The 14580-nt window shown below is 72.2% G+C and carries 8 protein-coding genes; 3 read left to right on the forward strand and 5 right to left on the reverse strand.

Annotated elements, in window-relative coordinates:
* Nucleotides 1-51 precede the first annotated feature (51 nt).
* The 5 genes from AB4880_RS21220 to AB4880_RS21240 are packed head-to-tail and all read right to left on the reverse strand — an operon-like array spanning nt 52 to nt 6257.
* A complete protein-coding gene (locus AB4880_RS21220) occupies nt 52-1221 on the reverse strand; it encodes an aminoglycoside phosphotransferase/kinase family protein (RefSeq protein WP_367921203.1) in 1170 nt (389 codons plus the stop codon).
* Nucleotides 1221-2462, reverse strand: a complete 1242-nt coding sequence (locus tag AB4880_RS21225; protein ID WP_367921204.1) for a class I SAM-dependent methyltransferase — start codon at nt 2460-2462, stop codon at nt 1221-1223. The genes AB4880_RS21220 and AB4880_RS21225 overlap by 1 nt, the downstream gene beginning before the upstream one ends.
* On the reverse strand, nt 2459-3337 hold the full coding sequence (locus AB4880_RS21230) for a sulfotransferase family protein (RefSeq protein WP_367921205.1): 879 nt from the start codon (nt 3335-3337) through the stop codon (nt 2459-2461). The genes AB4880_RS21225 and AB4880_RS21230 overlap by 4 nt, the downstream gene beginning before the upstream one ends.
* Nucleotides 3334-4851, reverse strand: coding sequence for a lipopolysaccharide biosynthesis protein (locus AB4880_RS21235; RefSeq protein ID WP_367921206.1), 1518 nt, complete (start codon nt 4849-4851; stop codon nt 3334-3336). Before AB4880_RS21235 ends, AB4880_RS21230 begins: the two co-directional genes overlap by 4 nt.
* Nucleotides 4848-6257, reverse strand: a complete 1410-nt coding sequence (locus AB4880_RS21240) for a YveK family protein (RefSeq protein WP_367921207.1) — start codon at nt 6255-6257, stop codon at nt 4848-4850. Before AB4880_RS21240 ends, AB4880_RS21235 begins: the two co-directional genes overlap by 4 nt.
* A gap of 423 nt (nt 6258-6680) precedes the next feature.
* Between AB4880_RS21240 and AB4880_RS21245 the strand changes: the two genes are divergently transcribed.
* From AB4880_RS21245 to AB4880_RS21255, 3 genes are all read left to right on the forward strand, one after another.
* Nucleotides 6681-12173, forward strand: a complete 5493-nt coding sequence (locus tag AB4880_RS21245) for a PKD domain-containing protein (RefSeq protein ID WP_367921208.1) — start codon at nt 6681-6683, stop codon at nt 12171-12173.
* Nucleotides 12174-12461: 288 nt separating this feature from the next.
* Nucleotides 12462-13868: a sensor histidine kinase gene (locus AB4880_RS21250; RefSeq protein WP_367921209.1), complete on the forward strand. Its 1407-nt coding sequence runs from the start codon at nt 12462-12464 to the stop codon at nt 13866-13868.
* Nucleotides 13865-14554, forward strand: a complete 690-nt coding sequence (locus AB4880_RS21255; protein WP_367921210.1) for a response regulator — start codon at nt 13865-13867, stop codon at nt 14552-14554. The genes AB4880_RS21250 and AB4880_RS21255 overlap by 4 nt, the downstream gene beginning before the upstream one ends.
* Nucleotides 14555-14580: the final 26 nt, after the last annotated feature.

Below are 14580 nucleotides of genomic sequence, written 5' to 3' on the forward strand. Positions count from 1 at the left end.
ATCGCTGATCCAGCCTGAGTCACCCCCACCCGAGCGCCTGATCCGGTCCTCTCAGACCTGGGTCAGGCGCTCGAGTGCGATCAGGGTCTGCACCGCGCGCGGCGAGATGTGCTCCCCGCCGGGGACGTCGACGAGCTTGAGGTAGCGGGTCAGGATCGCGACCAGGTAGAGCAGGCTCAGCACGTGCGGCTCGCCGCCGACGCTGCGGTCGCGGTAGGCCGCGAACCGGAGCGCGCGGACCACGCCCTCGGTCGACGCCGGCGCTCCGGAGTTGAGCGCATTCACGACGTAGTGGAGCGGGTCGAGGCCCATCGGGACGCCGGTCTCGAAGCGCTCCCAGTCCCACAGCAGCACCTTGTCGCCGGTGATCGCCATATTCCACGGCGTCCAGTCGCCGTGCCAGGCGCCCCACTGGAGCGGCCGCTTCCCGGCGATCGCGGCGACCTGCTCCATCGCGCGGCCGAAGCGGCCGCGCGCGACCGGGTCGGGGAGCGATCCGGTCGCCTGCCACTGGCGGTGCCACCAGTCCGAGTCGGCGAGCTTGCCGTCGGGCGAGGAGAACCGCTGCGACAGCTCGGCCATCGCCTCCTCGGGCGGCGACCAGAGCCGCCGGTGGCGACGCCAGGGCGACGGCTCGAGGGGGCCGATGACGAGGACCGGGCGGCCCGCCCACGACGTACGCGCCAGCAGCGGAGGCGGTACGACGTGCTGGTAGTCGTGCGCCGTCACGGCGGCCAGCGCCCGCCCCTCGGCGGTCACGTCGGCGCACGTGTTCTCCGACCAGCCGACCTTCGCGAACGCGCGGCAGCGGCCCTGCTCGTCGAAGACCTGGAGCACCGGCTTCCGGTTCACCCGGGCGGTGCCGATGCTGATGCTGAAGCTCACCGGCGTCCCCAGCACCGCGGACAGGTGCTCGGCCAGACCGTCGTGCCCACCGCGGACCTCGACCCGCGTGCGCAGCAGCGCCGGCACGGCCCGCACCGCGGCTCCCGCGGCCAGCCGCGAGGTGGTGTCCCACCACGACGACGCCGTGCTGATCCGGCGCAGCGCGGCGCCGGCGGCCGTCGACGACTCGACCGGCACCAGCACGGTCGGGGTGTCGCCGCGGCTGATCACCGCATAGCGCGCACGGACCGGGCGGCCGTCGCCCGCCGTACCGGCCGGCACCACGTCCGCGCCGGGCCACAGCTCGGCGGCCGTGTCGAGCAGCTCGGTGCCCATCAGTCGAGCTCCGGGTCGCTCGCCCGCACGCAGACGAAGAGGTGGCGGCCGTAGTTCTCGGCATAGGGGCCGACGGCGTCGCGGTCGGGGCCGAGGTCGAGGATCTCGTCGAAGGTCGTGTGGGTGAGCAGGAACTCCCGGATGTGCTCGGGATTCCAGCCCCGCAGGGACTTCTGGAACCAGCGCTCGTGCTCCTGACCGGTGTCGAAGAACAGCACCCGGCGGGTCGCCTTGTCGAGCAGCTTGGCCAGCTCGATCTCGTCGCACGCGCCGCGGCCGAGCACGAAGTGGTGCAGCAGGCTGAAGCAGCTCACGACGTCCCACTGCTCGGTGGTGCCGCGCAGCACGTCGACGACGTCGCCGATCCGGATGCTGTGGGGGTCGACGGCGTACATCAGCCGGCCGAGCGTCGCGCCCAACGGGTCGCGCTCGATGCCCTCGGCCTTCATGCCGAGTGTCTCCATCTGGCCGACGAACCAGCCGTAGCAGCTGGCGACGTCGAGATAGCTGCCGTGGAGCAGCCCCCGGCTGCGCAGGAAGCCCTCCATCGCCTCGAGCCGGTCGACGCAGCAGCGCACGATCGGCCACAGCGCCTCCAGCTCGGGCGAGTCCACCGGCTGGTAGAGCTCGCGGTTGCCGTTGATCCACGACATCTTGCCGAGCAGGTCCTGCAGCGGGGTGGTGACGTGGCCGCGCCGTACCCGCACGGGCATGCCGCTCTCCCCCGCCGCCGCGGCCAGCGCGATCCGGTGGTGCCCGTCGAGGACCTGGTAGCAGTCGGAGTCGGCGATCGGTACGACGAGCACCGGCTGCCCCGGCGGCGAGTGCAGGTCTCCGGTGGGCACCGAGCTGAGGCCGCCCGACGCGCGGGCCAGGAACTGCCGGGCCTGGACGACGACCCCCGCGTCGTCGGTCGCGCCGAAGTAGCGGCCGGTGACGCGGACCGTCGTCCGCGCCATCCGTCCGTACGACGACCGCAGGATCTGCTCGTCGGTCTGCCTCGGGCCGCGCCGCAGCAGCTCCGCGTGCGGACCCTCCACCACCCGCCGCGAGGGCCACAGCGGGTCGGCCATCGCGGTCGCGAACTGCTGCCCGGTCATCCCGTTCTGGCCGCCGAGCAGCAGCCGGGAGAGCCGGACCTCGCGCGTGCCGGGGTGCCATCGGGTGACCCGCGCGAGCCGGTGCCGGGTCGGCGCCGACAGCACGGCGTGGCGTCCACGGGTGGCATGGAGGTCGGTCATCGCAGTGATTCCTTTCGCCAGCTGGGAGCGCGGCCGATGAGCGCGGCGAGCGCAGCGTCGTGGTCGTCGAAGTGCCGCCGCAGGCGGTCGACGAGGTCAACGGGGAGCGGCTCCCCGGGGCGCTCGTTCCAGCGGCCGACGCTGTCGGGGCGGTGGATCGGCAGGCCGAGCCGGCGCTGCAGGTCGACGTAGACGGGGACCGGGTCGGCGAACAGCTCGTCGGCGTCGACCACGTGCACCCGGTCGGGGCCGAGCGCCTCGATGAAGCGGGCCACCTGGACGTCGTACTCACCGCGTTGGAGGTAGGCGTGGTGCCGGTGCTCGAAGCTGACCCGGCCGGGTTCGGCGGCGAGGAGCTCGGCGTGGCCGGCGGTCCGTTCCTGCTCGCGCTCGACCGCCTCGGCGAACGGCAGCGTCTCGAAGCCGCGGGCCAGCTCGTGCCGGTGCGCCGAGTGGGCGCGGGCCACGGGGTCGCGGACCATCGCCACCACCTGGCAGCCGGGCAGGTCGCGCGCGATCCGCTCGGCGGCGAGCGGGTGGAAGAGGTAGTAGCCGCTGCACTCGAAGCCGGTCCGGCGCCACCGACCCGGCCGACGCAGCGGGAAGTGCGCGCGGTACCAGCGAGAGCCGTGGTCATAGCCGTCGTCGAAGTACCCGGTGCCCTTGTCGACGGTCGGCCGGCGCAGCTGAGGGTGCTCGCTGAGCAGCCGGAAGAGGGTCGTGGTGCCGGCACGCTGGGCGCCGACGACGATCACGCCCGGCGGCTCGCGCAGGTCGGCGGTGAGCCAGCCCCAACCGAGCAGCCCGGCCCGTGCCGCGCGGACGGCGGGTGCGGGGAGCCGGCGGCGGACCCGCCCCACGAGTGAGCGGATCATGCCGTCACCAGCGCCCGGCGGCGACCGCGGCGCAGTCCGGCGACGAACATGTCGACCGCGAGCCGGGCCCGGAGTCGCCACACCACGGCGACGTACGCCGCGCCGGCGGCGATCGACGCGAGCAGCCAGGTCAGCGGCGAGAGGCCGACGAGCAGCTCGAGCGCGGTCAACGGGACGCCGACGCACACGATCGGCACGGCGGCCGCGACCAGCAGTCCGCGCAGACCCGGCAAGAGCCCGACGTCCCCGCGGACCTGGTAGACGGCGAGCGCGCACCGCAGGACCACCGCGACCGCCCAGGCGAGCGCGGCGCCCGCGATGCCCATCCGCGGCACGAGCAGCAGGCAGCCGCCGACGTCGATGACCAGCGCCGACAGCGTGTTGCCGAGACTGCGGGCGCTGCGGCCGGTCATCAGCAGCAGCGTGTCGACCGGGCCGGACGCGACCGCGACGAGCATCCCGGTCGCCATCACCAGCGCGACGACCGTGGCCTCGTGGACGGTGTAGGCGCCGCCGAACCAGCCGAGGTAGGCCGCTGGCGCCGCCGCGACGCAGAGGTAGACCGGCCACGCCAGCAGCACGCTCCAGCAGGTCGTCACCGAGAAGACCCGGCTCAGCAGCGCCTTCCCCTCGGCCCTGGCCTCCGGGGACGCGGCGCCCGCGTCGGCGAGGATCATCGTGAACCGCGGCTGCACCACCGACGACACCGCCTGGTTGGCCAGCTGCCCGAACACGACGAAGCGGGTGGCGACGGTGTAGAGGGCCGCCTGCCCGGGCGACAGCAGCCAGGCGACGATCACGATGTCGAGCCGCTGCACGCCGACCTGCGCGATCCGCGCGACCGCGCGGGCCCAGGTGAAGCCCCAGTACTCGCGCAGGGAGAAGGACGTCGCCTCCTCGCCCGCGGGCCGCTCGCCCACGCCGCGGAGGATGCCGCGCAGCGAGCGGACGGAGAGCGCCGCGCTCAGGGCGTACGCCGCTCCCCACGCCACCGCGAGCATCGCCCCCGGCAGCTGCGCGACGACGACCGCCAGCACCAGCAGGATCTGCACGCCCGGCCGCACGATCCGGTCGACGAGGACGGTCGCGCGGAACATCGCATGCGCGCGCAGCGCCGCCAGGCAGAGGTCGGCGGTCGCGGCGAGCGGGAGAGCCCAGATCAGCCAGCGCGTGTCCGGCCACCCGAGCCCGAGGACGAGCGCCAGGCCGCACGCGGTGAGCAGCACCGGAACCGCGGCCATCCGCACCAGACGTCGTACGACGGCGGGCTCGTCGGTCCGCAGCACGAAGCGCGCCAGGCCGGTGTCGGTGCCGAGCCCGGCCGCCGCCTCGGCGACGAGGAAGATCGCGGAGGCGGCGAAGAAGCGCCCGGCCGTGTCGGGGTCGACGCCCCGCGTGACCACGAGGACGAGGCCGAATCCCGCGACGGTGCTGATGATCGCGCCGACCAGCGTGGCCGCACTCCCGCGCGCGACCGCGCGCAGGTGGTGGGCCTCGCGGTCGGCGTCGGTCACGACTCGCCCTCGCGCCCGTGCACCAGGACCAGCCCGGCGACGGCGGTGTGGACGCGCTCCGCCTCCTCCATCACGGCCGCCAGGTCGGCCACGGTCGTCGCTCCGCTCCGGGCCTCGACCACGACGGCGCTGGACGCGGCGAGGACCGCCCGCCCGACCGTCGTACCGAACCCCGGCGAGCGGACCAGCACCAGGTCGGCCCGCTTGGCCAGCTCGGCCAGGCTGTGCCGCATCTCGGTCGACGCGGCGAGGTCGGCGAGGTCGTCGGACACCTCGTCCTGCGACTCGAGCGGCTTGAGCCGGTTGCGGAAGTGGCCGTCCTCGACGAGGACGTCGGACACCACCGCGTCCTGGAGGACCAGCTCGGCCACCGCCGTACGGTCGGCGTGGCGGGTCAGGTCGACCGCGACCACCTCGTAGCGCGCGCGGACGAAGGAGTCGACGAGCGCCGGGTAGGCGATCGACGCCCCGTCGGCCACGGGCCCGACGGCCACGACCAGGGGCCGGTCCGAGCCGACAGCGAGCACCACGGATCGCGCGTGGGCGATCACGTCACTGTCGGCCCGGACCGGGGACCTGAGCTCGCCGAGGGGGGTGGGGCCCACCTCGGCGAGGTCTTCGAGGCGCCGTACCACGTCGGGTGCGGCGCGGGTGGCGCGGACGACGGCGAGGCTGAGCACGAGGAGTGCCGCCAGCAGGCCGGCGATGCCGCTGACCTTGGTCGGGTTGGCCCACGGCCCCGCGCTCACGACCTGTCCGGGAGTCACCACCTGGCCGGGGTCGAGCGCGACGGCCTGCGCCGCGGCGATCTGTGCGCGCAGCGAGCTGATCTGGACGACGACCTCCTGCACCTGCTGCTGGATGAGCGTCCGGTCGGGCGCGCCCGGCGCGAGCTTGTTGAGCTGGTTGAGGCCGGCGTCGCGTTCGCCCTCACGGAGCTTGACGAGCTCCTCGAGCCGGGAGGTCTGGTCGAAGACGGCCGAGTCGGTGCGGGAGCGGCGGAACTTGAGGTAGACGCCCGCGAAGGCCGAGGCCCGCTTGACCGCCGTGACGTCGTCGGGACCGGTCGTCGTGATCTGCAGCAGCTGGGTGTTCGGCGGTACCGCCACCTGCACGTGCGCGAGCAACTGCTCCGGCGTACCGGGCTCCTTGAGCTGGTCGAGCACCGCCCGCGCCACCGCGTCGGAGCGCATGACCTGCGCCTCCGTCTCGAGGTTGAGCAGGTCGTCTCCTCGCCCGCCGGGGCTGTAGGCATTGCCCTCCAGCGGGTGCAGCATGATCGTCGCGGTCGCGATGTGCTGCCTGTCGCGATGCTGGGCCCACCCCCACGCAGCGCCGGCGCCCAGCACCGCTGCGAGCAGCGCAGCAGCGATGACGCGCGGCGAGATGACACGGCGTCGCTCCACGTCCACCTCCCCAGGTCGGTCCGCACCCGGCGGTCGGCCGAGCCGGTCCACTCGGCGATCGATTCATCATGGGCGCGTCCGAGGTCGCTGCGACGAGGTGTGTGCGGATACCCCCAATTTGTGGGACGGCCCGCGGGCGGGAGGGATCGGCGACCATCGACCCGGCAGAAGTTTGCGCCGGGTCAGCGCGTTTTCCGAGCCAGTTTGTGCCGGATCAGCGCGTTTTCCGAGCCAGTTTGTGCCGGGTCGGTGGAGTGCGGCCGCCCGACCGACCCCGCGAGACCAGCCCCGAAACCCCGCAATCAAGCGGTGATCCGGGATCCTGCCCAATATCGGTCATGCACCTTGCCGACCCTGCGCAGCAGGATGCGAGGGCCCTCCAGACCGGAGAGGGCCTTGCGAGTGCGGGGATCGGAGAGGCCCATGTGTCCAACCACCATCAGTCGGCGCCACCCGGTCCCCAGTCGACTGTGGCGACACGTCGCCCGAGCGGTCATCCCCATCATCACGGCCGCCGTCGTTTCCCTCCCCGCACTCGCGCCAGCCGATGCCGCGCCGGCGAGCGTCTCGTACGTCGCCGCGGCGAGCTCGTCGGGCAACCGGACGGCGCACGTCGTCCGGATCCCCAGTACGGCGCAGGCCGGTGACGTCCTGCTGCTGGAGCTCACGACCAACTCGACGACGAGCACGATCGCCGACCTGACCGGGTGGACGCTCGTCGCGAGCCGCGACGGCAACGCCGTCCGCAGCCGCCTGTGGAGCAGGATCGCGACGGCGGCCGACGTCAACGCCAATGTCACGGTGACCACCAGCGCGGCCGCCAAGGACGCGATGACGGTGGGCGTCTACCGCAGCACCGGCCCTGCCCCGAGCGTCACGGCGATCGCGGGCGGCGCCGACACGTCCGGCACCAGCGCGGTCGCGCCCGCGATCCCGGTGGCCGACGCGGGCTCCTGGCTGGTCGGGGTGTGGTCGGAGAAGTCGTCGACCGACACGGTCTGGACCGTCCCCGCCGGTACGACGAGCCGCGCCACCGCCGCCTCGACCGGCACCGGCAAGGTCAGCAGCGTGTGGGGCGACTCCAACGGCCCCGTCGCCACCGGGACGGCGGCCGCGCGGACCGCCACCACCAGCACCACCATCTCCCGCTCGGCCACGTTCTCGGTGGTGATCAGCCCCGGCGACCTGACGGACACCCCGCCGGTCGCGGCGTTCACCTCGAGCTGCAACGGGCTGACGTGCGCCTTCGACGCGTCCGGGTCGAGCGACGCCGACGGCGACGCGCTCACCTACTCGTGGGCGTTCGGCGACGGCCAGACCGGCACCGGCCGCACGCCCAGCCACACCTACGCGAGCGCGGGCAGCCGCACGGTGACGCTGACCGTCAGCGACGGCAGCCACCAGGACGTCGTCAGCCACCCGGTCAGCCCGAGCACGACGGTCACGTCCGGCGACATCTCCTTCGTCGGCGCGGCCAGCACGGCCGGCAACCGGCAGGGCCACTCGGTGACGATCCCCGCCAGCGTGCAGCCTCTCGACCGGCTCCTCCTCTTCCTCGTCACCAACTCGACGACCACGACGCTCGACCCGCTGCCCGGCTGGACGCTGCTCAAGTCGCGTGACGGCAACGGCATCCGCGGCCTGGTCTGGACCCGCTCCGCGACCGTGGCCGACGCCGGCAGCACCGTCACGGTGACGGGCAGCGCGTTCGTGAAGTCCGAGATGACCGTCGCGGCCTACCGCAGCACCGGACCGGCGGTGGTCGGGGCGTCCGCCCTGGGGGGTGCGGACGCCTCGGCCACCAGCCACACCACGCCGGCGACGACGGCCTCGGCTGCCAACTCGTGGCTGGTGAGCATGTGGACGGAGAAGTCGTCGACCGACACGGTCTGGACCCTCCCGGCCGGCACCACCTCGCGCAGCCAGGCGGCCGGCACCGGCAGCGGCAAGATCAGCGGCATCCTGGGCGACTCCAACGGCGTCGTCCCGGTCGGCCCGGTCGCGGGCCGCACCGCCACCACCAGCACGTCGGTCTCCCGCGACACCCTCTTCTCCGTCGTGCTCGACCCGGGCGCCGACGCGACCGGCACCAACGAGCCGCCCGTCGCGGCGTTCACGACCGGCTGCTCAGGCCCGACCTGCGAGTTCGACGCGAGCCACTCCTACGACCCGGACAAGGACGCGCTGACCTACAGCTGGCAGTTCGGCGACGGCCAGACCGGCACCGGCGTCTCGCCGACCCACACCTACGCCACGCCCGGGACCCGCACGGTGACCCTGACCGTCAGCGACGGCAACGGCCACACCGACCAGGCGACGAGCAGCGCGACGACCGTACCGCCGAACCCGAAGCCCGGCCACACCACGCTGGTGCCGGACACGCCGCGGACGGACCAGCCGACGATCACCGACGGCGAGATCTGGGACATCGAGGTCGTCGGCAACCGGGTCTATGTCGCCGGCACCTTCACCGCGATCCGCCAGCCCAACAACGGCGCGATCATCAGCCAGCCCTACCTGGCCGCCTACAACTGGAGCACCGGCCTGGTCGACACCGGCTTCCGGCCGACGTTCACCAACGGCGAGGTCGACGCCGTCGAGGCCACGCCCGACGGCACCAAGCTCTACATCTCGGGCAACTTCGGCACGGTCAACGGCGTGAGCAAGAAGGCGATCGCCCGGATCGATCCCACCACCGGTGCGCCCGTCGCGGGCTTCACCGCCAACGCCAACGGCAAGGTCAACGAACTCGCGGTGACCAACTCGACCGTGTACGCCGGCGGCCGGTTCACGACGATCAACGGCGTGCCCCGCAGCGCGCTCGCCGCGGTCGACGGCGTCACCGGCGCGGTCCGCACCGACTTCGTCAACAACATCACCGGCGGCATCGGCACCAACGGCGACCTCGCCGTGCAGCGGCTCAAGCTGACGCACGACGAGGGCCGGCTGCTCGTCGTCCACACCGGCCGTCAGGTCAACGGCCAGGACCGCTACGGCGTCGCGATCATCGACACCCGCACCGGCAAGCTGACGCCCTGGAAGACCATGCTGTGGCAGGACAACCTGCAGTTCGTGGGCGGCATCCAGCGCGCCTACGGCGGCGACATCTCCCCCGACGACTCCTACTTCGTCGTGACCAGCGGCTCCGGCGGCGACCGGCCGCCGATCAACGACACCGTCATCAGGTTCAACCTCAACGACGACCCGAACGCCCAGCCGGTCTGGATCACCCGCCAGTTCGACTCCACCTACTCGGTGGCGATCACCGAGGTCGGCATCTACGTCGGCGGCCACTTCCAGTGGTCGGAGTCGGCGACCGCGCCGATCCCGTGGCCCGGGCTCGACGACGTCGGCTACGGCACCGGCCAGGGCCTGTCGGCGTACGCGCTCGGCGACTCGGTCGTGAAGCGCTTCCACCTCGCCTCGCTCGACCCGGTCGACGGGCATGCGCTCGAGTGGTTCCCGACGTCCAACTCCTACGAGGGCGACAAGTACCTCGAGGCGACGCCGCGCGGCCTCTTCGACGGCGGCGACGGCAACACCAAGGGCGGCTACAACGTCGGCCGCGTCGCGTTCTACGACTTCAACAGCGTGCCCGCGCAGAACGGCACGCAGACCACGATCACCGCGCCGATCGAGGGCCGGATCGAGCCGATCAACCAGTCCTACGACATCACCGGTACGGCGACCGCGGCCTCCGGCATCAACCGGGTCGAGGTCGAGATCATGGACCGCAACTCCGGTCGCTATCTCAACGACGACCTGACCACGTGGGGCTCGACGACCAGCAACACCATCAACGCCACGCTCGACTCCGGCACCGGCACGACGCGCACCTGGACCCTCCCGGTGACGATGACCGCCAACCGCGAGCTGCTCGTCCGCGCCCGCGCGGTGGCCGGCAACGGCACCGGCGACAACACCAAGGCGTCGAAGCGCTACGAGACCTTCGGCACCAGCGACGCGACGCCGACGACCAGCATCACCGGTCCGCCGAGCCCGCAGAGCTCGCTGACGTTCACCATCACCGGCACCGCGGCCGACGACATCGGCGTCAACAGCGTGAGCTTCACGTTGCGCGACAGCCAGGACCGCTACCTGCAGGCGGACGGCACGGTGTCGGCGACGTACAACACCTTCCGGGTCACGCCCGACGTCGTCGGCGCGACCAGCACGACCTGGTCCTACGAGATCACCGTGCCCTATGAGGACACGTGGTGGGCGCAGGCCCGGTCGACCGACACGAGCGGCCAGTCGTCGCTCGACACCTCCGACCGCCGCTGGGTGGTCGCGGCCAACGGCCAGGCGCCGACGGTGTCGATCACGCAGCCGGCCACGATGGTGCCGCCGACGGCAGCCCAGCCGGTCACGGTGACTCCGGGCAGCCCGCTGACGTTCTCCGGCGCCGCCAACGATGACCAGGCGGTGAACCTGGTGACCATCACGCTGCGCAACAACTCGACGGGTGAGCGGCTCGCGTCCGACGGCTCGTGGGGCACCGGCGTGATCGCGGGCTCCTACCGGATCTCGCCGGTCAACCTCAACCAGCCGAGCTACAACTGGAGCTACACGACGCCGTTCAACCTGAGCCCCGGCCAGTACACCTTCACGGTGTCGGTGACCGACAACATCGGGCTGACCACGTCGTCGACCAACCAGGGCCGGCTCACCATCAATGCGGCGATCCCCGGCGACAGCCCGCCCAACGGACTGCTCGACGTCACCGGCACGATCAACGGGCAGCAGGTGCTGCTGCTCAACCTGACCGGCACGGCGACCGACGACCACGCCGTCAGCCGGGTGGCCGTGGCGGTCCGGGACGCCGACACCAGCCGCTACCTGCAGCCGAACGGCACCATGGCCGCGGCCTTCGCGACCATCGACGCCACCCTGGCCAGCCCCGGGGCGACGAGCACCACGTGGTCGCTGAACGTGGCGCTGCCGAGCCAGGGCGACTGGAACGTGACGGCGTACGCCTTCGACAGCGCGGGGCAGCAGGATCCGTCGACGACGGGCGCGACCGCGCGCTACCCGATCTACCCGGGCGACCAACCGCCGGTGCTCAACGAGTCGCTGCTCAGCCCGACCGAGGGCACCGTCTTCCCCGACGGCGAGATCTTCGTCAGCGGCCGCGCCGAGGACGACCAGGCGATGGCGAAGGTCGAGGTCGGCATCGTCAACGCGGCCGGTCAGTACCTGAGCTCGACCGGCACGTTCACCAGCACCACCCCGAGCTGGCGCACCGCCTTCCTCAACAGCCCCGGCACGCCCGGCTCCAACTTCTCCTACACCACGCCCGTCATCCCGGCCGGCGACTACACGGTGCAGGTCCGCGCGACCGACCAGCACAATTTCGTGAGCGCGATCTACGTGCGGCACGCGACCGTCACGCACCCGCCGAACAACCCGCCGGTGGCGAGCTTCACCGTCAGCTGCACCAACAACGTCTGCAGCTTCGACGCCCGCGGCTCGACCGACGAGAACGCCGCCACGCTGACCTACTCGTGGAACTTCGGCAACGGCACGGGCACCGGCCCGGTCCCGACCCGCACCTACACGGCGGCCGGCACCTACACGGTCGTCCTGACCGCCAAGGACGAGTGGGGCGACATCGGTACGGCGACGCGCACCGTCACGATCACCACGCCACCGGGCAACCACGCCCCGACCGCGGTGCTCAACCCGCCCGCGTGCGCCGGCCTGGCGTGCAACTTCTCCGCCGTCGGCTCCAGCGACCCCGACACCGGCGACGCCATCACCTACAGGTGGAACTGGGGCGACGGCACTCCCCTGACCACGACGTCGGCGGCGTCGCACACCTTCCCCGCGGGCGGCACGTACGTGGTGACGCTGACGGTCACCGATGGCTGGGGAGCGGCGACCTCCACGACACGTTCGGTGACAGTGGCACCATGAGTCACATCTGTGGCATCATCGGTGAAGGCTTCACAGCTCCCTCCATCGCCGCGTCCCCCAGCTTCGGCAAAATCCTGAGGCAAATAATGGGTACGTTCTGATCTTCCGCGCCCAAAATGGGGTAGCAGCCGGATACTTCTTCCTATGACGCGCCCGCACGATGGGGGCCGTCAGTCCGGGCACCTGACTCAGGTGTCTTCTCGGGCGGTCACTCGACGGCCTAGCCCCAAAGAGAAGAAGCCGACAGGAGCTCCACCCCTGTGGTGGGCGCTGCTCCTTGCCGCCTTGATGCTGTTCCCGTACGGCGTCCTGTTCCTCGAGGACCGGACCGCACGGCCGCTGTACTCTGCCGGCCACCTGTGTGCGGTCCTCGCGGACCTGGTGCTCCTCGCGAGCGCCCTGGTGCTCTCCTTCGACGCCCGCCTGACCGGATGCCTGGCCCGCGCCCGGCTCTCCTCCGTCGCGGCCCTGATCGCCGTCCAGGACCTCCCCCTGGTGGTGATCGCGATCGCCGACCCGGCGCACAGCGCCCAGAGCTACCGGCTGACAGCCGGGCACCTGGTCAGCCTGTCGATGATCCTGCTGCTGCTCAACCACGGCGTCCGCGGACGCCGGCCGATCCGGCTGCAGCCGATGCTGCTGGGCTTCCTGCTGGGCCTGGCCGTCCTCGCCGTCCGGCTGGTCCTGATGACGCTCGACCACTCGCCGTACCTGACGCTGCGCCATCCCGGGGACCTGCTGGTGATCCTCGCGATCGTCGGCCTGGTCGCGATCAGCTGCGACCTGCTGCTCCGCTCCCCCCTGCCGCGCTGGGCGACGGTCCGGATGACGGCCGGCATCGCGATCCTGTTCGTCGCCCGGCTCTACGCCACGGCCCGGGGCGCCACCTCGCCGCCGGTCGAGTCGATCGTCGGCGTCGTGCTGTGCAGCGCACTGCTCGCGACCTCGGTGATCCCGATGCTGCTGGAGACCCTCTCGGCCACCACCGAGCGCGAGACCACGCTGCGGCAGCGCGCTGCCGAGGCCGAGGCGACCGTGCAGCACGACCGCGAGGTGGTGCACGAGGTGCGGGCCGCGACGGCCGGCATCGTCGCGGGCGTCCACCTGCTCACCAGCGGCCAGGTCCCGCCCGGGCCTCGCCGTACGGCGCTGCAGCACATGGTCGACGCCGAGGCCGCCCGCCTCGGCCGCAGCCTCGCCGAGCAGGGGCAGGAGCTCTCCGTTCTCGACCTCGACGAGATCGTCGAGCCGCTCGTGATGTCGCAGGACGTGATCGGGCACCGGGTCACCTGGCAGCCCGCGCACCACCACGTCGTCGGACGCGCCGACCCGCTGGCCGAGGTGTTCAACGTGCTCCTCAACAACGCCCGCCGCCACGCGCACGGCCATGCCACGGCCGTCACCTCACGCGCCGTCGACGACGTCGTCGAGGTCCGCGTGACCGACTGCGGGCCGGGCATCGACCCCGAGATCCAGGACCGGCTCTTCCAGTGGGGCGCGCGCGGCGCGTTCTCCACCGGCCAGGGCATCGGGCTCCAGCGCGCCCATCGGCTGATGCTCGAGCTCGGCGGATCGCTGGACGTCGACACCAGCCGACCCGCCGGCGCGTGCTTCATCGTGACGCTCCCCCGGGCCGACGTACCGACCGCCCGCCTGGTGGCGGCATCCAACGAGACGAGCGGACTGGCGGGATGACGATGACTGTCGCGACGCGACCGATGCGGATCACGATCATCGACGACCACGCCCTCTTCGCCGAGTCGGTGGCCCTCACGCTCGAGGCCGAGGGCTACCACGTACGTCGGATCGACCTCACCGACCCGCACACGTCGCTCGCGACGATCCTCGCCTCCGCGCTGCGCAGCGCGCCGCGGATGGTGCTGCTCGACCTCAGCCTCGGGCGGGTCGGCGACGGCGTCCGGCTGATCGCCCCGCTCACCGCGTCCGGGGCGTCGGTCATCGTCATCACCGGCAGCGGAGACCAGTCCCGGTGGGGCGAATGCCTGCGCCAGGGCGCGAAGGCGGTGCTGCTCAAGACCTGTCCACTGAGCCAGGTGATCAGCACCGTCAAGCGCGTCCGCGACGGACTTCCCCTCATGACCTCCGAGGAGCGCGCCACGCTGATCGCGATGGCGCTGCACGATCGCGACGAGATCCGTGACATCCGCTCGCGCCTGGAACGCCTGACCCGGCGCGAGATGGAGGTCCTCGGCGCGCTGATGACAGGCGCCCAGGTGCGGGAGATCGCCCGCTCCAGCGTGGTCTCCGAGGCCACCGTGCGGACCCAGGTGAAGTCGATCCTGGCCAAGCTGGACATGAACTCCCAGATCGCCGCGGTGGGTGCGGCGTACAAGGTCGGCTGGCGTCCGCCGGAGGACTGAGAAGCCCGTAGGTATGCCGCATTTGG

The organism is Nocardioides ginsengisoli, from assembly GCF_039537225.1.
Taxonomy (GTDB): Bacteria; Actinomycetota; Actinomycetes; order Propionibacteriales; family Nocardioidaceae; genus Nocardioides; species Nocardioides ginsengisoli.

What these genes read in the sequence shown, in the direction of transcription:
- AB4880_RS21245 (WP_367921208.1), top strand. Translation starts at nt 6,681, where the DNA reads ATGTGTCCAACCACCATCAGTCGGCGCCACCCGGTCCCCAGTCGACTG.
- AB4880_RS21255 (WP_367921210.1), top strand. Translation starts at nt 13,865, where the DNA reads ATGACGATGACTGTCGCGACGCGACCGATGCGGATCACGATCATCGAC.
- AB4880_RS21225 (WP_367921204.1), bottom strand. Translation starts at nt 2,462, where the DNA reads ATGACCGACCTCCATGCCACCCGTGGACGCCACGCCGTGCTGTCGGCG.
- AB4880_RS21230 (WP_367921205.1), bottom strand. Translation starts at nt 3,337, where the DNA reads ATGATCCGCTCACTCGTGGGGCGGGTCCGCCGCCGGCTCCCCGCACCC.
- AB4880_RS21250 (WP_367921209.1), top strand. Translation starts at nt 12,462, where the DNA reads ATGCTGTTCCCGTACGGCGTCCTGTTCCTCGAGGACCGGACCGCACGG.
- AB4880_RS21220 (WP_367921203.1), bottom strand. Translation starts at nt 1,221, where the DNA reads ATGGGCACCGAGCTGCTCGACACGGCCGCCGAGCTGTGGCCCGGCGCG.